Here is a 26,588-nt window from a genome sequence, read left to right as displayed (position 1 = left end):
GTTTAAGTAAACATTAAAAAATGCTTTAGTGACACCCTAATGGGTAAAAATGGAAATCAAACCAAATCAAACATCATTTAAAAAGCTATACCGTAAATAAATCGATATTTCATCCTAAACCGCTAAACTAACTGACTTTGTTTTAGTTAAAATTTTTAATCAAGCAGGCATTTTCCTATTAATTATTTTTGAGCAAAATAATTGCACTCTGTTAAGGTCAGATTTTAAAGGATTTGGGTATTTAATAAAATTAAAAAAGGTTAAAAAAAAGTGGATGTTTAAATTACTGTTGATTTTATTGAAAATCGGTCATTAATTATTCAAAAAGTAGGTTTATTATTTATCATAATTGAAATAAAACCATTAAGATTTTATAATTTTATCGCCAAATTAAAATAAATAATGGAAATAGAAGTAGCGAAACGACTTCAACGAACTGAAGAATACTACTTTTCGAAGAAGTTGAGAGAGATCGATGAGATGAACAGGAACGGTGCGCAGGTGATTAACCTTGGCATCGGCAGCCCTGACTTGCCTCCTCATCCCGAAGTGATCAAAACGCTTCAGGAGCAGGCAGCATTATCAACCGCTCATGGTTATCAAAGTTATAAAGGCGCTCCTGCCCTTAGAACTGCCATGGCTGATTGGTATGCTCGATATTATCGCGTTTCACTAAATCCTAATACTGAAATCCTTCCATTAATTGGTTCGAAGGAAGGGATCGTCCATATATGTATGACCTACCTTCAAGAAGGTGATGAAGCCTTGATTCCGAATCCTGGATATCCGGCATATTCAAGTGCGGTAACCATTACCGGAGCTACTCCAGTTACCTATAACTTGAAGGCTGAAAATTCTTGGCTTCCTGATTTTGAGGAACTCGAATCTAGGGATCTAAGTAAGGTGAAATTAATGTGGATCAATTACCCGCATATGCCTACTGGTTCATTGGCCAACATTTCTTTCTTTGAAAGAATCGTTGAGTTTGGGAAGAAACACCAGATCCTGATCTGCCATGACAATCCATATAGTTTTATCCTGAATGAGCATCCCGAAAGCATCATGGAAGTTCCCGGTGCAATGGATGTAGCCATTGAGCTAAACTCCCTGAGTAAATCTTCCAATATGGCAGGATGGCGAATTGGGATGTTAATCGCTAATGAAAACAGGATCGGTCAGATCATGAGGTTCAAAAGCAATATGGATTCTGGTATGTTTCTACCGCTTCAATTGGCCGCAGCGAAAGCCTTGAGCTTAGATAAAGAATGGTATACCCAGCTGAATCAGGAATATAAGATTAGGAGAGAAAAAGTTTTTGAAATCATGGATCTATTAGGTTGTACCTATGATACCAACCAAGTAGGGTTATTTGTATGGGCCAAGATTCCGGAAGGTTTTGAGAATTCCTTTCAACTTTGTGATGATGTCCTATATAAGGCGCATGTATTTATTACTCCTGGAGGAATATTTGGTTCTGAAGGGGAAAAATTCATCCGTATCAGCCTTTGTGCAAAAAGCGAAGTCTTTGAGAACGCTATCGACCGAATCAAGAAAGCGATCGATTAGATCCTAAACCATTTTTTAAAAATTTGAATAATATTTGAAATGAATATAGCAATTGTCGGAATAGGTTTGATCGGTGGTTCCATCGGTATCCGACTTAAAGAAACCAAACTCTTCGAAAAGATTATCGGAGTAGAAAAAAGCGAAGTAAATCAAAAGAAGGCTCTTCAATTAGGTCTGGTAGATGAAATCCAAACCTTAGAGGAAGCATTGAAGTCCTGTAAAGTCATTGTCCTTACTATTCCTGTAGATGCCATCATGGTCTTGTTGCCAAAATTATTGGATATTGCGACAGATCAGGTCATCATCGATATGGGATCTACCAAGTCTAATATCCTGAACCTCATCAAGGATCATCCAAACCGCGGTAGATATGTAGCTGCCCATCCAATGGCCGGTACAGAGTATTCTGGTCCCGAAGCAGCAATTCCTAATTTGTTTAAGGATAAAATGATGGTCTATGTAGAAGCATTCCGCTCGGATGAGGATGCATTTGAATTGGCAGACTCCGTAACGGAGCAGCTGGAAATGAAAACCTCTTTTATGACGGCAGAGGAACATGATATGCATACTGCCTATGTTTCGCATATTTCCCACTTGACTTCTTTTGCATTGGCCCTTACCGTTCTGGAAAAGGAAAAATCTCAGGGAAGGATCTTTGAATTGGCGGGTTCAGGTTTTCAATCGACCGTCCGTCTGGCAAAATCATCTCCCGATATGTGGACTCCAATCTTCAAGCAGAACAGAAATAATGTTTTGGAAGTATTGGAAGAGCACATCAAACAACTGCAACATATCTACGAAAAGATTGAAAAAGAAGATTACGATGCAGTACATAAATGGATTAAGAAATCCAATAAAATTAAACGTATCATTAAATAATAGCTTATGTTGGAAAGAAAAACCTTAAGCAACGATTTGGTAAAATTAATCCCCATGATCAAAAATGATTTTGAATGGGTATTTGCAGCTGCGTCAGATCCAGAAATCTGGGCTCAACATCCTGACAGCAATCGCTATACACCGGTGGGTTTTACCAGATATTTTCAAAAACTGATTGATACTGATATCCCCTACTTGATAATTGACAGCAAAACTGAACAGGTTATTGGTGCCACTTCATTCTATCATTATGATAGAAATGAAAAGTCAATAGCTATCGGTTATACCTTCCTTGCCAAAGAATATTGGGGTGGAGCATACAACCAGTCCGTAAAAAACTTGATGATGGATTTTGCCTTTGAAAAATTGGATAAGGTAATCTTCCATGTTGCCTCAGAAAACACACGTTCTCAAAAAGCATTGGAAAAAATCAATGCGGTAAAAGAGAATGAATTTGATGAAAATGGTAGTTTGAAATTCACATACGCCATTTACAAAAACAATAGATAAGAAAATTATCGAACTGTATTTCAATCCCTTACTCATTGCAGTAAGGGATTTTTTAATTCAAATTTGATTTAAAAAACATTATATCGTAATATTGCGATACAAAGAATTGCTATGGGAATTACTAAGAGTGAGATCTTTACCGAGGAACAGAACAAATTGGCCAATTACTTCAAGGTATTAGGCCATCCTGCCAGGATTGCTATTCTACAGCATATCGTAAAGCAAAAAGGCTGTATCTGCAATGATTTAGTGGACGAACTAGGCTTGGCGCAAGCCACTATTTCCCAACACTTGAAGGAGCTTAAAAGTGTTGATATCATCCAAGGAAGCATTGAAGGCAAGAGTGTTTGCTATTGTATCAATGAAACGGTATGGAATGAACTCCAGGAAGAAATCCATCATTTCTTTGAAAAACCATTTAAAAATGAAAAATGCTGTTAGCATTTTTTTTACCCTTAAGTATCGCAATATTACGATATATAGATTAAAACTAATACCATGAAACTATCAGAAATAAAAGAAATCCTTCCCACATTGGACAATGTGGAGTTTAAACTGGAAAACGGAACCCAGGTTCCCGAACATTTTCATGTTACGGAAATAGGAAGTATCCTTAAGAATTTTATAGACTGCGGTGGAACAATCCGCAAGGAGAAGGTCGTGAATTTCCAATTATGGAGTGCCGATGATTTTGAGCCTAGACTAAAACCGCGAAAATTATTGGACATCATAAAATTATCAGAAGATAAGCTACAAATTGAGGATGGAGAGATTGAAGTAGAATACCAGGCAGATACTATTGGAAAATATGATCTGGAATTCAATGGCAAACAGTTTCTCCTAAAGAACAAAAAAACTGCTTGTTTGGCGGAAGATTCTTGTGGGATTCCTCCCAAAAAGCAAAAGCTGAATTTGGCAGACCTGAATGTAATCGAAGGTTCTTGCTGTGTTCCAGGTTCAGGTTGCTGTTAAATATAAAAGAAGGAATGGTAGTTAGCCATTCCTTCTTTCTATCAAGACCATCAGCATTAGACTGAGGACAAAACGCTCATCATCGACTTCACGCTGGGTTAATTTATTAACTGTAAACTTTCGACCAAAGAAGGAAGGTTCCTTAATAATTTCAAAAACGGGTTCTTCCTGATCATTTCGAAGGATATACGCGGGGTTAAAGATATAACCTGATAATATCCCTATCAATGGGAGCTCGCCAAAAAGCCCATCCCAAAACTTCACCCAAGGGTTCTTTTCCTTAATGGTATGGTCTTGAACATCGTTTGAATCCATTAAATTGAATGTAGACCTCCATAAAGATTTTATAGACTTCCTCCTCACCTTTCCGATCAATTTTCCAGTGCGATCTGTAATCGTAAATGTTTGCTGAAAGTCTATGAGTTTATTGGACCGAAGCTCATAAAGCAATTCTGCCTTACTTTCATCCCTATAGACCATGATAATGTCACGCCAAGAGAATATCTTTTCACGGACATAGTAGATACTGTTTCCATTGGCATCCTTTGCCGAAAAATCATTCGCAAGGCTCGTAACACGAAACTGGAAATGTAAAGGATATTGTAGGTCTTTCATGAAATAAAAATAGAGAATAGAATTGATATTTGAATGAAATGACCTGATAGACTTTACAATGAGGTAACGGTAGTATAACACAACAATAATAGGCCCATCCTAATTTTGCTAAATCATTTATTCTTAACTTTAAAACAAACACCTAAAACCATAATATTAAGTCATTATAATGAATCGAATTAAATATTATCTGAGCCTAGCATTTTTTTGCAGTTTATCTTTCAATAACTTTTCTCAGGTCAAGCCCATTGCATTTTTGCCTAATGCTCATTCGCATAACGACTACACACGTAATAATCCCTTTAACCAGGCCTACGGCCTAGGTTTTGGGTCTATTGAGGCAGATTTATTCTTAAAAGACGGAGAACTATATGTTGCTCATGATCCTGAAGACATCACCAAAGAAAGAACTTTTAGCAAGCTGTACCTAGAGCCAATACTCGAAGCATTTAAGCATAGCTCGGATGGATACCTCTTTCCTAACAAAGGGCAATTGCAACTCTTAATTGATCCAAAAACCGAGGGTGCTCCAATTTTAGAGCATCTGACCAAGTTGTTGAAACCGCATCGAGACCTCTTTGACAGCAAAAACAATCCTAAGGCAGTCAAGTTGGTTATAAGTGGAAACCGTCCTAAGCCTGCACATTTTCATAAATATGATGAAATCTTCTATTTCGATGGGACGTTGAATGAGAAATTCAACCAACAAGAGTTGGAAAGAATAGGGCTTATTAGTGCAAGTTTTGGCTCTTTATCCAAATGGAATGGCCTCGGCAGATTAACGGACAAGGATTTACAAAAAGTAAAAACTAAAGTAGACTCTGTTCATAAGCTTGGAAAGAAAATCCGTTTTTGGGCAGCTCCTGATACAAAAACCACTTGGTATGAATGGCAAAAAATAGGGATTGATTTCATCAATACCGACAAACCTTTTGAGTTAAGTGAATTCTTGATCAATGAGCCAAAAACAGTTTATCAAGAGAACTCTACCTACATCCCCTATCAGATTAAAGAGAAATTCAAAACTGGATTAAAACCGAAAAACATTATTCTATTGATCAGTGACGGTGCCGGACTATCGCAGCTTTGGGCTTCTGCCATGGCTAACAGAGGAAATCTGAATGTACTAAACATGCCCTATACCGGTTATCTAAAGACACAACCCACTGATAACTACCATACCGATTCTGCCGCTGGAGGCAGCGCAATTGCCACTGGCCATAAGACCAAGAACCGTTATATCGGAGTCGATAGCTTGGGAAATAAAGTGGATAACCTGCCTGACAGGTTGAACACGTTAGGTATGAGGACAGGTGTTGTGTCCAATGATGAAATCACTGGAGCTACCCCTTCTGCTTTTTTTACTCATGTCAATGAAAGAGATCTTTCTGACAGTATTGCTAACGACATTTTATTTAGCAAAATAAACTTATTCATCGGCGGTCCTAACCAATCCTTCAGTAAAAATGATAGTTCACTCATTAAGAAATTAAAATCTAAAGGTATAGAAATTGGCACCTCCTTGGAAACCGTTCAAAAAAGTTCTGCTAAGCAACTTTTAGTTTTTCAAGAAGACCAAGTTGACCATAAATGGAATAAACTGGATAAAGAGCAATCGGAAATCAAAACATCCTATCGCTTTATTGAACATGCCTTGAAACCCTCCATTGATTTCCTGAAAAGAGGAAATGACAAAGGATTTTTCCTAATGATTGAAGGCGCGAAAATAGACGGTGGTGGTCATAGCAATTCTACTGGTTTTTCTATAACAGAATATCTGAGTTTTGATAGATTAGTCGGTCAAGCATTGGAATTTGCGGAACAGGATAAAGAAACTTTGGTCATCGTGACTTCTGATCATGAAACTGGTGGAATGATTGTGCTTGATGCGGATCCTAAATCTGGTAGGGTCCTGGCGAGCTTTGCTACAAATGACCATACGGGTACTCCAGTTCCCTTAATGGCGTTTGGACCCGCTGCAGAACGCTTTCAAGGATTTTTGGACAATACAGATATCGCGAAGATTATTTATGATTTAAAAGGCCTAAAATAGCCAATCTAGCTACCTAGAATAAATAAAGGCTAGTTTTCCCCATATCGGAAGACTAGCCTTTATTATTATTTCTTTATGGGTCTAAATCAAATGGATCAATATTTCCACTTCAATTTATCGAATACTTTTGACCACATCCAAATGGGGCCAATCGTCAATAGATTCAAGAAGGAAGCATTTCCTTTTTTCACCTTATTGCTGCTTAAGAACAGTCCAATTAGTCCAATTAATGCAATAATACTGCACACTAAGATGACCGTTGGCCCACCATCTCGTTCAACATATTCCAGTTGGACGATGAAATAACTCATGATCCCAATCGTGAATAGCACGGCATAAGAAAGGGTCGGTGCCAATTTCAAATAACAGTAGATAACTATTGCTATGAAAAATGACCCCCAGTTCAAGAACGTATGGGCATTCATCTTAACCAAAAATTCTAATTGAGGAAAAGGGATCATCCATATCAATCCCATGATTCCAAAGAAGGCCAAAAAAATAAATATGGCATATAAGGCAAAGTTTCCTGTTCCATATGTTTGATCCAATTCGTAAAAATGTTTCTCTACAGGTCTGGAAAATTCTACCTTTTTATTGGTTTCATGAGCCTTTTTCTTCATGCCTGCAAAGTTAACTATTCTTTGCTAACATTTTGTCCTTTCTATATGCATAATAGAATACTACCGGCAACACTGCAAAGGAAAGTATCAAACAGATCAATAGGCCACCAACAATCATAATGGCTAAGGGCTTCTGTATTTCAGACCCCATCCCACTGGAGAGCGCAGCAGGTAGCAATCCCATCGAACCCATCAGGGCAATCATCACAATAGATCTGATCCTACTTTTCACACCTTGGTCGATGGCTTCTTTCAGCGGTTTCTTTTTCAGGTACTCCTTCATCACAGCGATCAGGATGATTCCATTGATGGTATTTACACCGAAGAGGATAATCAATCCGATACCAGCGGAAATCCCAAAGATGGTACCTGTGATCCATAAAGACAGGAAGCCGCCAATAAAGGCAAATGGAATGGTAATAGCAGCAATGGCTGTATCTTTCATATTTCCAAAATTACTGTAAAGCAATATGAGGATCAGAACCAGGGAAATAGGAATAACCGTCATTAATTGTTTGGTTGCCCGTTCCTTGCTTTCAAATTCACCAGCCCATTCCATATAATTTTCTTTAGGAAGTTTTATGGATTTGGCTACTACCTCTTTTGCCTCCTCAATCGTACTTCCTAGATCCCTTCCCGATATACTAAAGCCAATACCAATGTATCTGCTATTGCCCTCACGATAGATAAAGGCAGGTCCAGTCACATACCCAATGCTTGCTATCTCTTGCAACGGGATATTCTCTCCGGTACTTGTCGGTATGAGGATATTCCCTATTTTTTCAGGTGTATCCCTATATTCTTTATTGAATCGGAGGACCACATCAAACTGTCGATCTTTTTCATAAAATTTGGTTGCCGCCTGTCCACCAATGGTCATCGCGATAACGGCTTGTACATCCTTGGTAAAGATGCCATACTTCGCCATTTTAGAATCATGAAGCTGAATTCTTAATTCTGGCAAACCTATATTCTTATAAACGTTGATATCTGTAATCCCTCGAACCTTGCCGATCGCATCTGATACCTGATTTGCATAGTCTTCTAACTTGTACAGGTCATCACCAAAGATCTTAATAACCAAAGAACTCTTAACTCCGGCCACATATTCCTCTACGTTATCTTGAATGGGTTGGCTAAATCCAAAATTAATCCCTGGGTATTGATTCAATTTCTCCCTCAGTTCCTCGATGATCTCCTCCTTATCCAATCCTCGTTTCCAAGTATTTTGTTCAGTCAATTGGACGTTGAACTCAATATTAAAGAAGCCTGTGGGATCAGTCCCATCATTGGGTCTACCGGTTTGGGTTAAGATAAAATCAATCTCCGGACAGGTCTCCACCATCAATTGCTTCATTTCTTTGGTCAGCCGGCTAGATTCATCCAGATTAATGCTATTGGGCAAAGTCGCTCGGATATAAATGGCCCCTTCATTTAATTGAGGAAGGAATTCAGAACCATAATTCATAAACTTTATCGAACATAATGCTAGAATGCCAATAAAAACAACAAGGGTTATTTTTTTGAATTTCAGGGCATAACTATAAATTCCATAGATAGATCTATGAAAGAATCTGGTCACAAAGTTTTCTTTCTCTTCCATGCCTTTGGTAAAAAGCAACTTGCACATAGCAGGAACATAGGTTAAACTTAATATCAAGGAACCTAACAATGCATATCCTAAAGTAAAAGCCAATGGGGTAAACATCTTCCCTTCAACCTTCTGGAAAGAGAAAATAGGTAATAACGCAACGATCAGAATCATCAATGCGAAGAAAATATAGGAAGCTACACTACCTGCACTTTTCTTGATTACTCCCATCTTGGACATCTTTGCAAACCGTTCCGGACCTACCTTATGGGATAGCGTCGCTAAAGCGACAAATACCGTTTCCACAATAACCAGGGTTCCCTCCAAGAGTAAACCGAAATCCAAAGAGCCCATTGAAATCAGATTCGCTGGTAACCCTTGGATCTTCAGCATTATTATGGCAAATAAGAATGAAAGCGGAATAACAGAAGCTACAATAAAGGTGGATTTCCAATTATATAGGAAGATAAATACAATCAGGGATACCAGTAAAACACCTTCAACAATGTTTTTTGATACGGTCTTGACCGTGCTGTCCACCAATTTCGTCCGGTCAACCGCTGTTTCGATCTTGACATTGTCCGGTAATGTCCTTGTATTTAATTCTTCGATCTTCTCTTTAAGCAATCCAATAACCTCGGATGGGTTCTCCCCTCTCAACATGACCACAATCCCTTCCACAACATCTTCCTGCTCATTGTATCCCACGCGACCCAACCGTGGTTTATTGGAAACTACAACCTCTGCAACATTTTTAATCAAAACTGGCGTAGAGCCATTTAATTTGACCGTAATATTTCCTATATCTTCAATCTTGTCCAATAACCCGACACCACGCACCACATAGGCTTGATCTCCTTGTTGGATTACATCCCCGCCCACATTGATATTGGATTTTGATACAGCTTCATAAACATCGAGCGGTGTCAGACTGAAATTCTTTAGTTCGGTCGGATTGATCTTGATCTCATAGATTTTTTCCTCGCCTCCAAAACTGATCACATTGGCCACTCCAGGTACGCCAAGAAGCTCCCTTTCAATTACCCAATCTTGGATCGCTGATATTTCCTTGATCGGCAGATCGCTTTTAATGATGTATCTAAAGATTTCTCCTGTAGCACCTGAAGGTGGCTCTACCTCTACTTCCGTTCCTTCTGGAAGGTCTATTCCCGCTAATTTATTAGAAACATACTGCTGCGCATAAAAGTCATCTACCCCATCCTCAAACTGTACAGTTACCACAGACAGACCAAATAAAGAAATCGAACGGATATTTGATTTCTTAGGAATACTGTTCATCTCCTTGGAAATCGGCAAAGTGACCAGCTTCTCCACCTCCTCTGCACTTCGACCTGGCCATTGGATGATAATCCTCGCCCGCGTATTGGTAACATCAGGAAAGGCCTCAATCGCTGTATGTTTGAGCGCATAAATACCCGCAAACAAAAGGGCAAACGTGGCAAATAAAATAAAAGTGGTATTCCTTAATGAAAAGGTTACTATATTTTGAACAAACTTCTTCATCCTTACAAGCCCTTAATCTGTTCAAAAATCAATAGTGCATTGCTACCAATAACCTTTTCGTTCGCTTCTAATTTATTGCTTACATAGGTCACTTCTTCATTGCTCGAAATAATATCAAGCTTCTTTGCTTCCAATTGGCAATCTCCCTTGTAAACAACCATGAAATTTTCATTATTACTGAATACAAGAGACTTATTTGGAATGGCTAATGCTGTTTCTTCTGATTTTATTTTATCGATTATGATATCGGCACTCAAGCCGGGCATCAGGTTAAGGTTTTGGTTCTCCAATACCACCCGTGCCTTCATTACATGCTCATTGGCATCAAATACATTGTATATTTTATCTATTTTCCCGGTATAGACCTGATCTGGATATGCAATTGTCCTCACCTTAACCTGGTCTCCAGTTTTGATAAACCTAAGGTTACTTGCATAGACGTTCAACATCACCCAAACTTCCTTCAGATTCGAAATAGAAAACAAGGGATTGCTTTCCTGGGTAATGATTTGCCCTTGGCTGATATCTTTTTGGATGATATAACCATTTTTTGGTGCTAAAATCTGGAAAGTCCCCTCGCCTACGGCATGATAAAGCTGCAAAGATTGATTGATGCGTTTCAATTCAATCTTGGCACTTTCCAGTTCATGCTCCACTTGCAGCATTTCAGGCTCTGAAATCATCCCGTCTTTCAACAGGTCTTTCTTGGTTACCAAAAGTTTCGCTAGTAGATTGATCTGGTTTTGCTGTGCATTCTTCTGTTGAAACAGACTTTGGATTTCCGTTGATTTGATGGTTGCCAGGACCTGACCCTTTTTAACTTGGTCACCAAGCTCAAAATCAACACGATCGACTACGCCAAGCAATAAACTACGAAAGGTAACCAGATCATTCTCATTATATTCAATCTTTCCGGATAAGGTCAATTGCTCTACAATGGGGCTTTCCTTGACCGTAATAATTTCTGTAGTCTTTTTTAATTGATCGCTGATACAAAACCCTTTTGTGCTATCCTGTACGTCAATTTGTTGCTGCTGGCTGCTTCCACAGCCAGTGCAACATGCAATCAGGGTAATTAAACCTAAGGGTAAACTTTTAATATTTTTCATTATTATAGTTCCTGGCCAACTACATACTGTAGTTGTTCAAATGTGATTAAATAACTTTCCTGTAATTCCAAATAGGCTTGCTGAGCTTCACGAAAAGCTTGGGAAAAATCAATGAATTCGATGAGGGTAACCTGTTGTTCCTGAAGATATTTGATATAATTCTCTAAAACTCTTTGTTGTGCTGCAGTATTAGTATCCTTCCAGTTTGTCAGGTTCTCCCGGAATAAAGCAAGTTTATTCAATAGCTTATCGATCTCATTTCCTATTTCTAATTGCCTAGCTTGAAACTGGGCTTGACCTTGTTCAACCTGGATTTTTGCAGCTTGGATATTTCCCTTATTTCTGTTGAAGATGGGCAATTCAATGTTCACCCCAATACCAATGAAATTACTCATCACATTACCTCCGCGCTCATAATTCATCAATAGGTTTAAGTTTGGGGTTTTCTGTGCCTTCTCCAATCTCAACTGACCTTCAGAAAGCTGAATATCATTGGCCATCGAACGCAAATAAATATTTTGGGAATTAGCTAGTTCTTTTAGCTCGGCCGGTAATAAAGTCTTCTCGCCAACATGAAATCCATCAAAGGATAATTGATCTGCTTTCAGATCTGGTAATTGAGTAAGGGTTCTTAATTGCTGGAGGATCTCATTTTTTTGGCTCTTTAAATCCAAAAGCTCCTTCTGGATACCGATTAGCTCGGTATGGACCCTTAAAAAACTTACCTGGGAAACATGCTGTTTTTCAGCTTGCATCTTATATTGCTCATTCAATTTGGAGAACAATTCCAATATGGATTGCAATTGATTTTCTTCCAATTGAATTCTTTGTAGGCTATAAAAGTTGGTTCTTAATTCTAGCTTTAATTGCCTGAGGATTTCCTCAAACTCCAGCTGGGCAGAAGTCTTCTCCAATGTTTTAATGGCTACTCGTTTCTTTCTCTTCCCAGCTGTCTCGATCAGCTGTTCTAATTCCATATTGAGCTGCTGTTTACTTCCGAAATTGCCGATGAGGTTGGGCATGGTTTCAAAAGATCGGTTAGCCCAAAGGTTCAGGTTGTCAACGGTAAGATTTGGGTTGGCCCACAGCTTCTCCTGAACGATCAATGCTTCAGACTTTTCTATATGAAACTTATTCGCGATTAACTGCAAATTGTTTTTCAGAAACTGGGATTCTAAATCCTCTAGGGAATAGGTCTGGGCTTGCAGAATAACAGCAAGGCAGCTTAATACGAAAATTAGATAGAATTTCTTCACCATTAATATTTTCTGCAAACCTATAATTTGCAGATTAAGGTGAGTTTTAAATTAGATTAGAATTTGATTAGAATTTGAGAGAGACCTGTGTGCCCATCCCTTCACTTTGTAGTTTCATTTCAACTTTGTGCAATACAAAGATAATGTTGGCCATAGAGAGACCAATTCCCTTACCTGAAAATTTATCTGTGTTTTCCCCTCGGTAAAAGTTTTCCTTTACTTTTTTGAGGTCCTCCTGAGATATGCCAATCCCCTGGTCTACCACTAACACCTCCAACCTGCCTAGGTCCTCATGAAGGATCACAGTTACTTTCTTATTGTTTGAATACTTTATTGCATTCTCAATGATATTATTGAAGGCTAAAGCCAAGAGCTTCTCATTACCCTCCCATTCCATTAAGTTAGCATCCTCTACTTCAATTTTCACCTCAATATCAGCTTGGTAATAGAGAACCGCATTTTCAATGACCTGCCAAATAATCTCATCAATTCTTAATCTTGAGAACTCAAAGCTTGTTTTTGCTCCAGACAGCAACATCATGTTTTCCAAGGTCTCTTCCAGATCAGTGGTATATTGCTTTAGTTGTTGGATTACATCTTCATACTCCGCTTTGCTCCGCTCCCTTTGGTTGGTCACCTCCAAGGTACCTAAAAGGGCAGTAATCGGAGTCCTGAGTTCATGGGAAACATAATCAATGAAATTTTTCTGAACATTGAAGGTTTGAGAGATGCGATCTACAAACAGGTTATAGGTGTTCACCAAATCCTGGATTTCTGAATAGGATCTCTCCAATTGGATAGGTTTTTCAAAGTTCTTGCTATCTCGGTCCTTGATCTGTTTGATTACATCGACTATTGGCTGGTAAGCAATATAGCCCAGGAACCTTGAAAAGAAGTAAATTATACTCAGTCCAACAAAAAATGCAATAATCAAGATATGAAATAATGACTGCATCTGATTATTGAAGCCCTCTTTGGATTCTCGGGTGACTATGACAAAATCCCCTTCGTTATCATTATAGAAAATACCGTTATAAAAGAAATGATCAGTGTTAAAGAATGAATTTTTATCCGACCGAACCTGCCCTATAAAATCCTTTGAAATATCAGAAATTACGGACATGTCTCCAGCCTTCCTTTTATCAAGACTATCAAATACAACAATATCTCTTCTGGAAATAGTCTTCTGCAATTGCTTTTGGATATTTTCATGGTCCAGACTGCTCAACTCATCGCGTTCCAGATAATAGATGGCTGCCAATAATGATTTACTTTCCAAAGCATGTTGCTCAGATTTTTCCATCTGCACGTAATAGGCAAAATAAATAACAACTGATATCAATAGCGTAACAACGCTAAAGATACAGATCGAATATAAGGCTAACCTATGCTTTAACTTCATGAATCATACTTAAACATATATCCAATTCCTTTTACGGTTTGGATAAACTTCTGATCTTGGCTTTCAACTTTATTTCTCAAATAGGATATATATACATCCACTACATTGCTGTGATTGTTAAATGTGATGCCCCAAACTGCATTTAATATTTGCATTCGGCTAACCGTCTTATTTCGGTTTTCTATCAGGTACATCAGCAATTTGAATTCCCTTGGCGAGAGGTCCACCAGTTCCCCCTTTAAAAAGACTTTATATTGATCCGTGTCGATCTGCAGCTCATCAAATTCCAAAATCGGACTCTTCGGCTTTTCCTGATTATGGTATTGCTTTCTCCTGCTCAGGGCATTGATCCGCGACAGCAGTTCCTCAAAATGGAAAGGCTTGGTCAAATAATCATCGGCACCATAATCCAAGGAAGTCACCTTGTCTTGAATACTGTTCAAGGCACTCAGCATTAATACAGGAGCATAGACCTGTTTATAGCGTAAGGTCTGCAATAACTGCACCCCATCGATTCCAGGCAACATAATGTCCAAAACAATGACATCCCAATCAATTTTAAGGTTCTCCTCCAACAAGGCATCCTCCGCGGTTTTACAAAGGGTAACCAAAAAACCATTTTCCTCTAAACCTTTAATTAAGAAGGAACTTATCCGATGATCATCTTCTACAACTAATACTTGCATTTCTTTTAATTATTTCAAATTTAGCCATTTAGCCCATACCTTAATGCTATTTTATGGAATTCTAATCAAATTCTAATACAAGGGAAAAAGAAAAAGCCCATCAAATGACGGGCTTTCCTATAAATTCTAATTGAATGTTATTTTGCATAAGAAACCGATCTGGTCTCTCTAATGACTGTTACTTTGATCTGACCTGGATAAGTCATCTCTGTCTGGATACGGTTTGAAATATCTGCTGCCAAGATCTCAGCTTGCGCATCAGATACTTTCTCGCTTTCAACCACAACACGCAGTTCACGTCCTGCTTGGATAGCAAATGTTTTCTCCACACCTGGATATGACAAAGCTAGGTCTTCTAGTTCCTTCAAACGTTTGATGTAGCTTTCTACGACCTCACGTCTAGCTCCTGGACGGGCACCTGAAATTGCATCACATGCCTGAACGATCGGAGATATCATCGAAGTCATCTCGATCTCGTCGTGGTGAGCACCAATCGCATTGCATACATCTGGATGTTCCTTATATTTCTCGGCCAATTGCATCCCCAAGATCGCGTGAGGCAATTCTGGGTTATCATCGGGCACCTTCCCAATATCGTGCAGCAATCCAGCTCGCTTCGCATGTTTCACATTAAGTCCCAATTCCGCCGCCATCGTAGCCGCAAAATTCGCAACCTCACGTGAGTGCTGTAATAGGTTTTGACCATATGAAGAACGATATCTCATTCTTCCCACCATCCTGATCAGTTCAGGGTGTAGACCATGAATACCTAAATCAATGACGGTACGTTCACCGATTTCAACGATTTCATCTTCAATCTGCGTACGGGTCTTTGCAACAACCTCCTCGATACGTGCTGGGTGGATACGACCATCCGTAACCAATCTATGTAATGATAAACGGGCAATTTCACGACGTACAGGATCAAAGCCAGAAAGGATAATCGCTTCTGGGGTATCATCTACGATAATCTCTACACCCGTTGCAGCCTCAAGTGCTCTAATATTACGACCTTCACGTCCAATGATACGACCTTTGATCTCATCATTTTCAATGTTAAAGATAGATACCGTATTTTCAATGGCAGATTCAGTAGCTGTACGTTGTATAGTTTGGATAACTACTTTCTTGGCCTCTTTCGAAGCTGTTAATTTCGCTTCATCAACGATGTCCTTGATCTGCATGATCGCTTGAGAACGAGCTTCTTCACGCAATGAATTCACTAACTGTTCTTTAGCTTCCTCAGCAGACAGTCCAGCCATACTCTCCAATTGCTTGATATGTTGGCCTTTTAGCTGCTCTACCTCTTCCTTTTTCTTGTCATTGAACTCAATCATTTGATCCAATTTCTTGGTTTTGTTATCCAAATCCTGTTTTTCACGATTTAGATTCTCCAATTTTTGATTTAATGACTGTTCTTTCTGACGAATGGTATTCTCTTTTTGGGAGATGGTATTATTCTTTTGGTTGACTTCTTTTTCATGCTCAGCCTTCAATTGCAAAAACTTCTCTTTTGCTTCTAGCTGACGCTGCTTTTTTATATGATCCGCTTGTTGCTCTGCATCCCTTACTATTTGGGCAGCCTTATCATTCGCTGATTGCTCCTGCTTCTTGAACAACATCTGCAAAAGATATCGTCCAATAAAAACACCGACAACCAGTGAAATTATTATTGATATAGTAGTTGATAACTCCATTTGTTATTATTTATAATTTAATATGTTAATGTAATAGCATTTAATTTCCAAAAAAAAACCGCAATTAAATAAATCAGGTACCATGTATTATTAAACTTCGATTACACATGATTTGAGCGTATGATCATGACCTAGATGGCTTTCGCAAAATGGCCTACATCTTTAAAATTGCTCGTGATATTGAAGCGTTAAGTTTAAAATAGTGACAACCCGAATTTAATTGCGGCAAATTCGTCGTTACAAGCTCTAAATTCTAAGAACGTAAACGTTTTATTTTTTGAAGAAATCTGTCAGAATATTGTCCAGTTCATGAATGGAATGCTCCAGACCAGAATCCTGGTTCTGACTATTCCGCTCAGCCTTGATCATCCCCGTGGCATATTGCAATACACACATCGACAACAAGTCTTGCTTATCACGAACCGCATAGTTATCCTGCAGTTCTTTAATTTTCTCGTTTATTAGCTTCGCGGCATATCGAATCACCTCTTCCTCCTCCGTCTCAACACGTAAAGGATATACTCGGTCTGCTATATTTATTTTTATGGAAATCTCTCCCATTTTCTTTGAGCTTAATAACGTAATAAGTCTATTCTCCTACTCCCTTTTCCTACTTCAATAGACTTATACATTTGTCTATTTCTCGCACAAAATCGTTAATTTTTCGTTTTGTGTCAAGTACTTTTTCATTTATAGCGTCTTTATCGATCTCCGAATTGTCTAATGTTTTAGCAACCGCCAAGGCTTTCACCTTGTCTTCCAGCTGCTTAACTTTATCCGAACTCGTATCAAATGCAACTTGCAATGATTGAACTTCTAACTTTAACAAGTCATTCTCCTCTTGCAAGGCTTCACACAATTGAATAAGATTTTTCGTTTTCTCAACGATAATATTCATTTGGGAAGATAATGACGCCATAGTATTTCGCAATTAATGTATAAATTTTTAGCGCACTGATGCGCCTACTTCTTTCTCAAAGTTAATAATTAATTTTTGAATAATTGCATCAATTTGTTTGTCTGTAAGTGTTTTTTCTTCGTCCTGAAGCGTAAAACTCAAGGCATATGACTTCTTACCCTCCGGCAATTTATCACCCTTATAGACATCAAATATCTGAACATCCTTCAATAACTTTCTCTCTGTCTTTGTGGCAATTAAACGCAATTGCTCAAAGGTCACCTGATCATCCAGCAACAACGCTAAATCGCGTCTTACGGATGGGAATTTTGAAACTTCCTTGTACGTGATTTTATTTTTCTTGATCACTTTAATCATCAAGTCCCAATCAAATTGCGCAAAGAATACCGGTCCATCAACATCTGTTTTCTTCAGGTTAGCTTTTGAAACCGCCCCAAAGGAAACCAAGACCTTCTCTCCTTTTCTATAGCTCAATCCATAATCAAAGTACGTCCCAACATAATCCTCAACGCGGATACCTTCTACTTTCAGTCTTTTGACGATATCGTCTACAACTGCTTTGATATCATAGAAACTTACGCCTTTGGCATTATTATTCCATTGCTCCGCTTCTTTCTTTCCTGAAATAGCGATAGAGAACAATTGCTTTTCTACGTAATTACCTTCAACTAAATTATACGACCTTCCGTATTCAAAGATCTTTAGGTCTGCATTCTTGCGTTTTTGATTGTATCCAATGGCAATCAAAGCAGAAAACAACAGGTTCTGACGCATCACGTCCAAATCGCTACTCAATGGATTTAACAGCTTCACAGCAGTCTCCTCATTTTCCAGGTAATCATCTTTGGTCAATGAATTCGCCAAGATCTCCCTATACCCATTAGCGATCAATAGATCTGCAATCTGGTTCAACACAACTTCCTTATCTGGTTTCTCCGAGGTATTTAAGGAAGCTTTGATCTGCGTCTTTAGTTCAATATTGTTGTATCCATAGATGCGCAATACTTCTTCAACCACATCAATCTCACGGATGACATCTACTTTATAAGCAGGTACCTTGACATCAAACCCCTCAGCAGTCTCATTTTCAAGCTCAATGCCTAAACTCACGATAATCTCTCTAATCGTTTCCGCGGGAATGTCTTTTCCGATGACACGTTGAATATTTTGATAGCTTACTGGAAACTCAAATGGTTTTATAGGATTTGGGTACAGGTCAACAATATTGGATGACACTTCCCCACCGGCAACTTCAGCAATCAGGATAGCCGCTTTTTTCAAAGCCTCTACAGTAATATCCGGATTGGTTCCACGCTCAAAACGGAATGATGAATCTGTTTTCAACGCGTGTCTTTTCGATGTTTTCCTAACCGTTACCGGGTTAAAGTATGCCGACTCTAGGAAAATCGAAGTCGTTCCTTCCGTAACTCCAGAATATTCACCACCGAAAACCCCAGCAATACACATCGGTTTCTCAGCATCTGCAATCACTAAATCCTCTGATGACAACTTACGCTCTATGCCATCCAAAGTCTTGAACAATTCACCTTCTTTCGCTTTCCTAACAATTACCTGATTTCCAGAAATCTTGTCCTGGTCAAATGCATGTAAAGGTTGTCCTAAATCATGAAGGATATAATTGGTTACATCGACGATATTGTTGATCGAGCGAACACCAATTGCACTTAATTTATTTCTTAACCATTCCGGAGACTCTCCAACTTTGATATTCTTGATATTTATCCCAGAATATCGAGGGGCATCTTCTACATCATCTACTTTTACCGCAGTTCCACTTGTTGACACCTCTTGAAACGAACCTAAATCCAGAGCTTTTACATTCGACCTGAAATAAGCCGCTAAATCTCTTGCCACACCTAAATGGGATGCCGCATCTGCACGGTTTGGTGTCAACCCGATTTCATAGCAATAATCATCCTCCATATTGAAGTATGATTTCACCAAACTGCCAATTTCGGCGTCAGAATCTAGCTCTACGATACCTGCATGTGAAGTACCCAAACCAATTTCATCCTCACCACAAAGCATCCCTTCGGATGCTTCGCCACGGATTTTGGACTTGGTAATTTTAAAAGGATCTCCTGATGTAGGGTGACAGGTTGTGCCAACCTGTGCTACTATAACTTTTAAACCAGTGCGTACGTTTGGCGCACCGCACACGATATTCAATAACTCAGGTTTACCTACGTTTACTGTTGTTACTTTTAGTTTATCAGCGTTTGGATGTTGCTCACAAGTAATCACTTCTCCAACAACCAACCCTTCCAATCCTCCAGGAATACTCTGTTCAACCTCCAAGGACTCTACTTCTAAACCAATATCTGTCAAGATTAAGGAAAGCTCCTGTGGGGTTTTATCTATATCAATAAAATTCTTTAACCAATTATAAGAAATTCTCATCGCTACAATTTTTCAAGACACAAAGATAGAACTTTGTGACCTAAATGCACAGGTTTTTTGGACTATTATCCGGAATTACCTTATTCCAAATGAACAACTGGTTTGTTGATACATAAACGATAAATAAAAAGCCTGTCTATTATCTAAATAAATATATTAACTAAACTAATGTAAAAACTTATATATCAAGGCCACACAAACGTTCCAAGTGCTGGTAATTGATTCCAAAATAAGCTTTCAGACTTTTGATCTTTTCTAAGATTTCAACCTGCTTCTTAGGCTCTATCTTTCGCTTAGAGCCGACCAACATGACATTTTTTGGTGTATGCTGATCCGAAATAAACTGCATGACTCGCATTTCATAACCATAATACTCCAAGATCAAGGCACGTATGCTATCCGTTAGCATCTCTGCATGCCTTTCTAAAAAAATACCATATTGGGTCATAAAATCCAGGTCATTCTTAGCTTTCACCGCTTCCAATTCCCTCCTGACCTGCTTATGGCAACAAGGAGCCACCACAATAAGTTCAGCATCATTTTGGATGCCTTTGAATATGGCATCATCCGTAGCTGTATCACAGGCATGCAAGGCAATCAGTACATCTATTCCTTCAACTGTTTGATAATCTTCAATGCTTCCCTCCTCAAAACGCAGGGCATCAAATCCTGAATCTTGAGCAACCTGATTGCAGAAATCAACCAAATCCTTCCTGTATTCTATCCCCACTACTTCCACCTGTTTCCCCAGGCTATTTCTTAGGTAATCATAAAGTGCAAAGGTCAGATAACCTTTTCCTGCGCCCATATCCACTACTTTCAGCATTTCCTTAGAAGGAAGACCTGCTAAGGACGAACTCAATAATTCGATATAATGATTGATTTGCTTCCATTTATCCTGGGCATTCTTGAACACTTTTCCTTCCCCATCAGTAAGGTTTAACTGATGCAGATAGACCTTACTGGAATCCGCAATTTTTCGGTCCTTGATTTTATCATGAGACAAGGACTGCTCCTTTCTCTGCTCAACCTTTTCTTTTTGCAGGCGCCATTCTCCTTTTTTGTTCATCTGAAAAACCAGATTTTCACTGAGGTTCTGAACATTCACCTGTCTGAATCCTCTAAAGTCCACCAGCTTTTCCAGCTCTTTTATCGAATCTTCAATGGAATAATTCTTAGTGATATCTTTCGTTTGATAACGATAAACAAATGAAAGCATTAAGTCCTGTTTTATTAACACAGGCTTTATATAGATATTTTTTAAATTAGCCTCTTCACCTCGGTAATTTCCTAAAGAAATTTTTTGCAGTTCTTTTCTTAAAAGCATCCCTTCCAGCTCACCTAAAAAATCCATGAATATAGTCATACCATTATTATTTCAGTACAAAGATAATCATTGCCTACAAACAAATTCAGCTAGGATGGTCAAATCAATGTTTAATGGTTGCCCAAGCAGCTAAATCAACCTCCATTTCCTAGGCTAATTGGCCCAATTTACGTACCTTTGGGCATGCTAAATCCTAAAATTAAAGCCGTATTTTTTGATATTGATGGAACCTTATTGAGTTTCAAGACCCACAAAGTACCTGAATCAACCGTTGAAGCAATCAGATTACTTCAGACTCATGGCATCAAAACCATTCTTTCAACAGGGAGATCCATAAACAGTATTGATCATATCAAATTTTTGGATTTCGATGGATATATCACCTTTAATGGCGGTTATTGCCTTACCCATGATTTTGAAGTGCTATTCAAGCAGACCATTGCCAGTCAGGATATACAGTCCGTGATTGAGTATGCAAAGGAAAAACCCCTTAGTTTCTCCTTTATGTCTGAACAAGAGATTACCATTCATGATGTAACTCCTGAAATTGCCGGCATGTATGCCCACCTCAACCTACCGGTTCCAAAATTGGTCGACATGGAAAAGGTTGATATCCATAGTATTTTACAGACCAATATCTTCTTAGGGCCTGAGGAAGAAAAGCAGTTTATGGAAACCGTAATGCCGAATTCTCTTGCTTCGAGATGGACTCCGCTATTTGCCGATGTAAACCCAAAAGGCTTAAGTAAAAAGGTGGGGATTGACATATTCTGCAAGCATTTTGGTATTCCATTGGAAAACACAATGGCTTTCGGTGATGGTGGAAACGACATCAGCATGCTTAAACACGTTCAGCTAGGTGTCGCAATGGGGAATGCTAACCCAGAGGTAAAGGAAATCGCCAACTACGTCACAGATGATGTAGATAATGATGGAATCTGGAATGCGCTAAAATATTTTTCAGTTTTATAAAATACCAACTTTTAGGTATTGTGGCTTTCATTGTAGTTAAATATATTTGGACTATCAAAACCAAATGTTAACTCACAATGAAAAATAAAAATTCCCTTGGACTCGCGCTTCTGTCCATAACCTTCGCCCTATGCTTACTCCCATCCTTGACTTTAGCACAACAGAATACCGTAAAGTTCAATCTTTTACCCTTGGTTGGTAAAACTTTTGCTTTCGAATACGAACGCATGGTAGCTCCCAAAATGAGTGTTAATGCTAGTATTGGATTTAGAGGTAAATCATCCCTCCACTTCAAAAAAACTATTGAAGAATTGATCGAAGATGAAAACTTTACCAATGATGCTACTTTAGACCATTTTACTTTCTCTCCCGAATTCAGATTCTATACAAGCAAAAATGGAGATGGTGGAAGAGGATTTTACGTAGGTCCTTTCTTCAAATATGGAAAGTACAACATCACAACCAATTATCCTTATGAAACTGACCAAGGAACCACAGAAACAGTTCCTCTTAAAGGTGGAATCGGAACTTGGGGCTTCGGTTTCGTTATTGGGTCTCAATTTAAACTTGCAAAATCAGTATTCATGGATCTTCGAATCCTTGGACCACATTATGGCGGCGCTAGCGGAACTATATCAGGAAAAATGGACCTTTCTCCTCAAGAGCAGCAATACCTAAGAGAAGAGCTTGAAAACTTACAGAATGATGTTGTAGATATTGAAACCACAGTAGATGCTCAAGGCGCTTCCCTAAAAGCAAAAAGCCCCTGGGGAGGTATCCGCGCTGGTATCTCTATCGGATATAGATTTTAATATAGACAACAGACATAAGACACAAGACCTTATTTATCCATAAAAAAGAATAGAAATATTTATGGAAATGATGGAGTATTGTGTTTTTCCGAGACTCTTCCTGCGTCAAGATTTAATCAGAATTGATATTATTTTTGGTTTGCATGGAGCGGGCGTATGCAATACGCCCCTTCTATATTGGGGACTTTCCAGCGACTTGTTGATAATAATCTTGGTACATCCTCTCATCCATTCAATCCTGGCTCTTTCCCCAAATCTTGGCACATCCTCTCATCCATTCAATCCTGGTTCTTTCCCCAAAATCTTGGTACATCCTCTCATCCATTTAATCCTGGTTCTTCCCCAAATCTTGGTACATCCTCTCATCCATTTAATCCTGGTTCAAACATCAAAAAGAGCCTCTCTAAAAATTAGAAAGGCTCTTCATTATTAAATATTTCAAAACACCAATTAAAAAAATCTAATAGACTCCCTTACAATCGGCGAAATAAAAGATCTGTTGTCTAATGTCTAATGTCTTTTGTCTATATTAAGAAAGCACCACGTCTTCCTTAGCCATTAAATAGCGCTCTGCTTCTAATGCAGACATACAACCAGTTCCTGCAGCTGTGATCGCTTGACGGAAAACATGGTCTTGAACATCTCCACAAGCAAAAACACCAGGGATATTGGTAGCCGTACTATCGGCTTTGGTTATCAAATAACCAGTTTCATCCATATCTAAGATCCCTTTGAACAACTCTGTATTTGGCTTATGACCGATAGCGACAAAGAATCCCGTAACATCTAGGTCTTGGAGATTTTTGCTTTCGTTATTGATCACTCGTACTCCGGTTACCACTTGACCATCTCCTAAAATCTCTACTGCTTCCGTATTATAAAGAACTTCAATGTTTGGCGTATTGTTCACACGATGAACCATAGCTTTAGAAGCGCGGAATTCATCACGACGAACCAACATATAAACCTTTCTACAAAGCTTAGCTAAGTAAGTTGCTTCTTCAGCGGCCGTATCTCCAGCTCCTACAATGGCAACATCTTGACCTTTGTAGAAAAATCCATCACATACAGCACAAGCCGAAACACCAAATCCGTTATATTTTTCTTCCGAATCCAATCCTAACCATTTCGCAGTTGCACCTGTAGCGATAATAACAGTTTCAGCCTCAACGGTCTTAACCCCATCAATCTCTACCTTATGGATTCCACCATCCGTTGAAAAATCAACCTTCGTAGCATATCCAAAACGTACATCTGTTCCAAAACGCTCAGCTTGAGCACGTAAATCCTCCATCATTACCGGACCAGTGATTCCCTGTGGGTAACCCGGAAAATTATCAACTTCTGTAGTCTGGGTCAATTGTCCTCCCGGAACCATACCCGTATAAATAACAGGTTTTAAATCAGCACGTGCAGCGTAAATGGCAGCAGTGTATCCAGCAGGTCCTGATCCTATAATTAAACAGGAAATACGTTCAATCTCTTGTTCTTTATTCATCATAATATTGAATGGTTCTTTATTTTTTAAATTTATCTTGCAAACCCTTTAACATATCATTGGTAATGGGTTTACTTGGCTCTGGTTTCCTTTCCGGTTTTTTAAAATCCTTACTTGGACTTGTTGCTTGGACCGGGTTGTTTACCCTTGCCTCTCTTTTCTTGTTTTTATGCTCGTTCCAAATCCCTTCCAATACCTTCTTGGTATACAATGGGAAATCTCCATTTTGCATCCAAGCATAATAGCTCGGTTCAACATCAAAAACCTCAACAACTTTTTTCCCTTTGTGTTTTCCAAAGTTAATGCTTGCATCACCATCCGCATCATAGACCAAACGTCCGGCAAAATCCACCGGTTTGCTCAGGTTGGTAAATGAATGCAAAGCTTCAACGTCATTGACTACAGGTACAGAAACAACCCCATGCTTATCCTCATATTCTACATTTTCATATTTGGACAACTGTGCTTTCAAGACTTCATAGGTTGCTCTTACATCGGCCTCAGCAGTATGGGCATTATCTAGGCTTTCATTGCAATAAAACTTATAAGCCGCCTTTAGCGTTCTCTGTTCCATCTGGTGAAAAATGTTCTGTACATCGACAAAGGACCTTCCCTCTAAAGAGAAGTCAACCCCTGCGCGTAAAAACTCTTCCATTAACATTGGAACATCAAACTTGTTTGAATTGTATCCTGCTAAATCCGCATCTCCGATAAAATCAGCAACTTCTTTCGCCCTCGCTTGGAAATTCGGCAAATCCTTTACGTCTTCATCATAAATCCCATGAAACATAGAAGACTCAGCCGGAATCGGAATCTCAGGGTTCACCTTCATTGTCAACGTATCTTCTTTTCCACCTGGACTGACCTTCAATATGGAAAGCTCTACAATTCTATCACTTGACACTTGGACACCCGTAGTTTCCAAATCAAAAAATGCCAACGGGCGCTTTAAGTTTAACTCCATTTTCTATTTAATGTTATGCTCATGCAAATATGACAAAAATACAAAATCTATTGCTCACAATAGACCAATTAAACCAACAATAAGTGTTTTGAATGTAAAATCAATTATTTTCGAGCAACAAAAGAATGATCGCTCAATGTTTTCAGGAAAGCGATGATGTCGGCTTTCTCTTCTTCACTCATAGGTAACCTATTCCCATTTGCCTTAAAAATAGGATCTAAATTCTCTGCATACAAAACACCTTGATCCATATAATCTAATACGTCTTTTAACGTCTTAAATTGCCCAAAGCTCCCATAAGGCGCAGTAAATTCAATATTTCTCAACGAAGGGACCCGATAGCTCATCCAATCTTTTGGATCTCCCGTTACTCGTGCCCGTCCCGCCTCTTCTGTATCAGGGTTAATCGGGAAACCAATATTCCGAAAGCTCTGATCGGTAAACAGCCCTGTTCCATGGCAACTTTTACATTTCGCCTCAAACACTTTTAACCCTTTTTCCTCCGACTCGGTAAATTGCTCCCTACCTTGATGGACAACCCTATCGTATTTACTATTTGCACTGATCAATGTATATTCAAATTGAACTATGCTTCTATAAATTCGGTCAGCAGTGATTTGTTCATCGCCAAATGCCTTCCTGAACATCTCTTTATAGGTAGGATCATCCCGAAGTTTAGCAATGACTTCCATGATCGATGAATTCATCTCTTCATGGGTAATGATAGGCACCAAAGGCTGTTTCTCTAGTTGAAGGATATTACCATCCCAATTATAATGCCTCATAAAGGCCATGTTTTGGACAGCAGGCGTATTTCTTAGCCCAACTCGATTGTATACCCCTATAGATTTAGGATTCTCATCCGCAAATGCCTTTTCAGGCTGATGGCAAGAAGCACAGGAAATCGTATTATTTCCGCTGAACCTTTTTTCATTGAAGAGCATCTTCCCAAGTTCCACTCCATATTTTGTAGGCTTATTCCCCTGAACCGAAGAATTCATCGCAGGAAAATCCAAAGGGATCTCCAAGGGTATTTCAGGATTGTCAAATGGAATTTCTTCAATTTCTTCCCTGTCTTGACAGGAACTCACAAATCCAAGCACAAGGAATAGAACGACTAACCATTTTATCTTTCTCATATGGAAAAAATAAAAGAAAGAGCCTTCCTTACTCTCGAATAAGAAAGGCTCTAATG

The 26,588-nt window shown here is 38.8% G+C and carries 23 protein-coding genes; 8 read left to right on the top strand and 15 right to left on the bottom strand.

All coding sequences use genetic code 11. The annotated features are described in order from the left end of the window. Window positions 1-402 precede the first annotated feature (402 nt). The 5 genes from NMK93_RS08645 to NMK93_RS08625 all read left to right on the top strand — a co-directional run bounded on the left by NMK93_RS08645 (window position 403) and on the right by NMK93_RS08625 (window position 3,927). Complete coding sequence (locus NMK93_RS08645) at window positions 403-1,566, top strand: pyridoxal phosphate-dependent aminotransferase (RefSeq protein WP_254529989.1); 1,164 nt, start codon at window positions 403-405, stop codon at window positions 1,564-1,566. A 39-nt stretch (window positions 1,567-1,605) separates the two neighbouring features. Further along, window positions 1,606-2,445 (top strand): prephenate dehydrogenase, encoded by an 840-nt coding sequence (locus tag NMK93_RS08640; RefSeq protein ID WP_185211899.1) that lies wholly within the window; start codon window positions 1,606-1,608, stop codon window positions 2,443-2,445. A gap of 6 nt (window positions 2,446-2,451) precedes the next feature. Then, window positions 2,452-2,955: a GNAT family N-acetyltransferase gene (locus NMK93_RS08635; protein WP_185211898.1), complete on the top strand. Its 504-nt coding sequence runs from the start codon at window positions 2,452-2,454 to the stop codon at window positions 2,953-2,955. Window positions 2,956-3,066: 111 nt separating this feature from the next. Beyond that, a complete protein-coding gene (locus NMK93_RS08630; RefSeq protein ID WP_254529987.1) occupies window positions 3,067-3,396 on the top strand; it encodes a helix-turn-helix transcriptional regulator in 330 nt (109 codons plus the stop codon). Between the two features lie 57 nt (window positions 3,397-3,453). Beyond that, window positions 3,454-3,927, top strand: coding sequence for a DUF6428 family protein (locus NMK93_RS08625; protein WP_254529985.1), 474 nt, complete (start codon window positions 3,454-3,456; stop codon window positions 3,925-3,927). A gap of 21 nt (window positions 3,928-3,948) precedes the next feature. Here the strand turns inward: NMK93_RS08625 and NMK93_RS08620 are convergent, their stop codons facing one another. Next, on the bottom strand, window positions 3,949-4,542 hold the full coding sequence (locus NMK93_RS08620) for a hypothetical protein (RefSeq protein ID WP_185211895.1): 594 nt from the start codon (window positions 4,540-4,542) through the stop codon (window positions 3,949-3,951). A 169-nt stretch (window positions 4,543-4,711) separates the two neighbouring features. Here NMK93_RS08620 and NMK93_RS08615 point away from each other — a divergent pair, with 169 nt between their 5' ends. Further along, window positions 4,712-6,595 carry an alkaline phosphatase gene (locus NMK93_RS08615; protein ID WP_254529983.1) on the top strand — a complete coding sequence of 628 codons (1,884 nt, stop codon included), beginning with the start codon at window positions 4,712-4,714 and terminating at the stop codon, window positions 6,593-6,595. A 95-nt stretch (window positions 6,596-6,690) separates the two neighbouring features. On the opposite strand, the gene NMK93_RS08610 is transcribed toward NMK93_RS08615, so the two are convergent. The 11 genes from NMK93_RS08610 to NMK93_RS08560 form a co-directional block, all read right to left on the bottom strand. Next, entirely contained in the window at window positions 6,691-7,215 is a 525-nt protein-coding gene (locus tag NMK93_RS08610; RefSeq protein ID WP_254529981.1) for a hypothetical protein, read from the bottom strand. A 10-nt stretch (window positions 7,216-7,225) separates the two neighbouring features. Next, on the bottom strand, window positions 7,226-10,330 hold the full coding sequence (locus NMK93_RS08605; RefSeq protein WP_254529979.1) for an efflux RND transporter permease subunit: 3,105 nt from the start codon (window positions 10,328-10,330) through the stop codon (window positions 7,226-7,228). Window positions 10,331-10,332: 2 nt separating this feature from the next. Beyond that, window positions 10,333-11,439, bottom strand: a complete 1,107-nt coding sequence (locus tag NMK93_RS08600) for an efflux RND transporter periplasmic adaptor subunit (protein ID WP_254529977.1) — start codon at window positions 11,437-11,439, stop codon at window positions 10,333-10,335. Between the two features lie 2 nt (window positions 11,440-11,441). Beyond that, on the bottom strand, window positions 11,442-12,713 hold the full coding sequence (locus NMK93_RS08595; RefSeq protein WP_254529975.1) for a TolC family protein: 1,272 nt from the start codon (window positions 12,711-12,713) through the stop codon (window positions 11,442-11,444). A 49-nt stretch (window positions 12,714-12,762) separates the two neighbouring features. Continuing rightward, window positions 12,763-14,097, bottom strand: a complete 1,335-nt coding sequence (locus NMK93_RS08590) for a HAMP domain-containing sensor histidine kinase (RefSeq protein WP_214648476.1) — start codon at window positions 14,095-14,097, stop codon at window positions 12,763-12,765. Further along, window positions 14,094-14,783, bottom strand: coding sequence for a response regulator transcription factor (locus tag NMK93_RS08585; RefSeq protein WP_254529973.1), 690 nt, complete (start codon window positions 14,781-14,783; stop codon window positions 14,094-14,096). The genes NMK93_RS08590 and NMK93_RS08585 overlap by 4 nt, the downstream gene beginning before the upstream one ends. A 137-nt stretch (window positions 14,784-14,920) precedes the next feature. Continuing rightward, window positions 14,921-16,480: a ribonuclease Y gene (rny, locus tag NMK93_RS08580; RefSeq protein WP_254529971.1), complete on the bottom strand. Its 1,560-nt coding sequence runs from the start codon at window positions 16,478-16,480 to the stop codon at window positions 14,921-14,923. A 270-nt stretch (window positions 16,481-16,750) separates the two neighbouring features. After that, on the bottom strand, window positions 16,751-17,041 hold the full coding sequence (locus NMK93_RS08575) for a cell division protein ZapA (protein WP_185211888.1): 291 nt from the start codon (window positions 17,039-17,041) through the stop codon (window positions 16,751-16,753). Between the two features lie 49 nt (window positions 17,042-17,090). After that, the gene (locus NMK93_RS08570; RefSeq protein WP_093095920.1) at window positions 17,091-17,399 is read right to left on the bottom strand and encodes a hypothetical protein; all 309 of its coding nucleotides are present in this window, start codon (window positions 17,397-17,399) and stop codon (window positions 17,091-17,093) included. Between the two features lie 27 nt (window positions 17,400-17,426). After that, a complete protein-coding gene (pheT, locus tag NMK93_RS08565; protein ID WP_254529969.1) occupies window positions 17,427-19,820 on the bottom strand; it encodes a phenylalanine--tRNA ligase subunit beta in 2,394 nt (797 codons plus the stop codon). A gap of 178 nt (window positions 19,821-19,998) precedes the next feature. Next, the gene (locus NMK93_RS08560) at window positions 19,999-21,039 is read right to left on the bottom strand and encodes an SAM-dependent methyltransferase (RefSeq protein ID WP_254771290.1); all 1,041 of its coding nucleotides are present in this window, start codon (window positions 21,037-21,039) and stop codon (window positions 19,999-20,001) included. Window positions 21,040-21,330: 291 nt separating this feature from the next. On the opposite strand from NMK93_RS08560, the gene NMK93_RS08555 reads away from it, so the two are divergent. Beyond that, the gene (locus NMK93_RS08555; RefSeq protein ID WP_185211884.1) at window positions 21,331-22,119 is read left to right on the top strand and encodes a Cof-type HAD-IIB family hydrolase; all 789 of its coding nucleotides are present in this window, start codon (window positions 21,331-21,333) and stop codon (window positions 22,117-22,119) included. A gap of 77 nt (window positions 22,120-22,196) precedes the next feature. Beyond that, on the top strand, window positions 22,197-22,931 hold the full coding sequence (locus NMK93_RS08550; RefSeq protein WP_254529965.1) for a DUF3575 domain-containing protein: 735 nt from the start codon (window positions 22,197-22,199) through the stop codon (window positions 22,929-22,931). Window positions 22,932-23,460: 529 nt separating this feature from the next. Here the strand turns inward: NMK93_RS08550 and trxB are convergent. The 3 genes from trxB to NMK93_RS08535 form a co-directional block, all read right to left on the bottom strand. Then, complete coding sequence (gene trxB / locus NMK93_RS08545) at window positions 23,461-24,429, bottom strand: thioredoxin-disulfide reductase (RefSeq protein WP_185212099.1); 969 nt, start codon at window positions 24,427-24,429, stop codon at window positions 23,461-23,463. Window positions 24,430-24,448: 19 nt separating this feature from the next. Beyond that, window positions 24,449-25,393, bottom strand: coding sequence for a 3'-5' exonuclease (locus NMK93_RS08540; RefSeq protein WP_254529963.1), 945 nt, complete (start codon window positions 25,391-25,393; stop codon window positions 24,449-24,451). A gap of 104 nt (window positions 25,394-25,497) precedes the next feature. Then, the gene (locus tag NMK93_RS08535) at window positions 25,498-26,532 is read right to left on the bottom strand and encodes a cytochrome-c peroxidase (RefSeq protein ID WP_254529961.1); all 1,035 of its coding nucleotides are present in this window, start codon (window positions 26,530-26,532) and stop codon (window positions 25,498-25,500) included. Window positions 26,533-26,588 lie beyond the last annotated feature (56 nt).

This window comes from Sphingobacterium sp. LZ7M1 (assembly GCF_024296865.1).
GTDB lineage: Bacteria > Bacteroidota > Bacteroidia > Sphingobacteriales > Sphingobacteriaceae > Sphingobacterium.
The sequence above is the reverse complement of the archived record's forward strand: the minus strand, read 5'-3'. Positions and strand labels throughout refer to the sequence as shown.

Bases quoted from the DNA above. Each gene is read 5' to 3' on its own strand.
- NMK93_RS08610 (WP_254529981.1), bottom strand. From the start codon at position 7,215: ATGAAGAAAAAGGCTCATGAAACCAATAAAAAGGTAGAATTTTCCAGA.
- NMK93_RS08630 (WP_254529987.1), top strand. From the start codon at position 3,067: ATGGGAATTACTAAGAGTGAGATCTTTACCGAGGAACAGAACAAATTG.
- NMK93_RS08605 (WP_254529979.1), bottom strand. From the start codon at position 10,330: ATGAAGAAGTTTGTTCAAAATATAGTAACCTTTTCATTAAGGAATACC.
- trxB (WP_185212099.1), bottom strand. From the start codon at position 24,429: ATGAATAAAGAACAAGAGATTGAACGTATTTCCTGTTTAATTATAGGA.
- NMK93_RS08620 (WP_185211895.1), bottom strand. From the start codon at position 4,542: ATGAAAGACCTACAATATCCTTTACATTTCCAGTTTCGTGTTACGAGC.
- NMK93_RS08615 (WP_254529983.1), top strand. From the start codon at position 4,712: ATGAATCGAATTAAATATTATCTGAGCCTAGCATTTTTTTGCAGTTTA.
- NMK93_RS08640 (WP_185211899.1), top strand. From the start codon at position 1,606: ATGAATATAGCAATTGTCGGAATAGGTTTGATCGGTGGTTCCATCGGT.
- NMK93_RS08550 (WP_254529965.1), top strand. From the start codon at position 22,197: ATGAAAAATAAAAATTCCCTTGGACTCGCGCTTCTGTCCATAACCTTC.
- NMK93_RS08540 (WP_254529963.1), bottom strand. From the start codon at position 25,393: ATGGAGTTAAACTTAAAGCGCCCGTTGGCATTTTTTGATTTGGAAACT.
- NMK93_RS08570 (WP_093095920.1), bottom strand. From the start codon at position 17,399: ATGGCGTCATTATCTTCCCAAATGAATATTATCGTTGAGAAAACGAAA.
- NMK93_RS08585 (WP_254529973.1), bottom strand. From the start codon at position 14,783: ATGCAAGTATTAGTTGTAGAAGATGATCATCGGATAAGTTCCTTCTTA.
- NMK93_RS08555 (WP_185211884.1), top strand. From the start codon at position 21,331: ATGCTAAATCCTAAAATTAAAGCCGTATTTTTTGATATTGATGGAACC.
- NMK93_RS08625 (WP_254529985.1), top strand. From the start codon at position 3,454: ATGAAACTATCAGAAATAAAAGAAATCCTTCCCACATTGGACAATGTG.
- NMK93_RS08590 (WP_214648476.1), bottom strand. From the start codon at position 14,097: ATGAAGTTAAAGCATAGGTTAGCCTTATATTCGATCTGTATCTTTAGC.
- NMK93_RS08575 (WP_185211888.1), bottom strand. From the start codon at position 17,041: ATGGGAGAGATTTCCATAAAAATAAATATAGCAGACCGAGTATATCCT.
- NMK93_RS08635 (WP_185211898.1), top strand. From the start codon at position 2,452: ATGTTGGAAAGAAAAACCTTAAGCAACGATTTGGTAAAATTAATCCCC.
- NMK93_RS08535 (WP_254529961.1), bottom strand. From the start codon at position 26,532: ATGAGAAAGATAAAATGGTTAGTCGTTCTATTCCTTGTGCTTGGATTT.
- NMK93_RS08560 (WP_254771290.1), bottom strand. From the start codon at position 21,039: ATGCTTTCATTTGTTTATCGTTATCAAACGAAAGATATCACTAAGAAT.
- rny (WP_254529971.1), bottom strand. From the start codon at position 16,480: ATGGAGTTATCAACTACTATATCAATAATAATTTCACTGGTTGTCGGT.
- pheT (WP_254529969.1), bottom strand. From the start codon at position 19,820: ATGAGAATTTCTTATAATTGGTTAAAGAATTTTATTGATATAGATAAA.
- NMK93_RS08600 (WP_254529977.1), bottom strand. From the start codon at position 11,439: ATGAAAAATATTAAAAGTTTACCCTTAGGTTTAATTACCCTGATTGCA.
- NMK93_RS08645 (WP_254529989.1), top strand. From the start codon at position 403: ATGGAAATAGAAGTAGCGAAACGACTTCAACGAACTGAAGAATACTAC.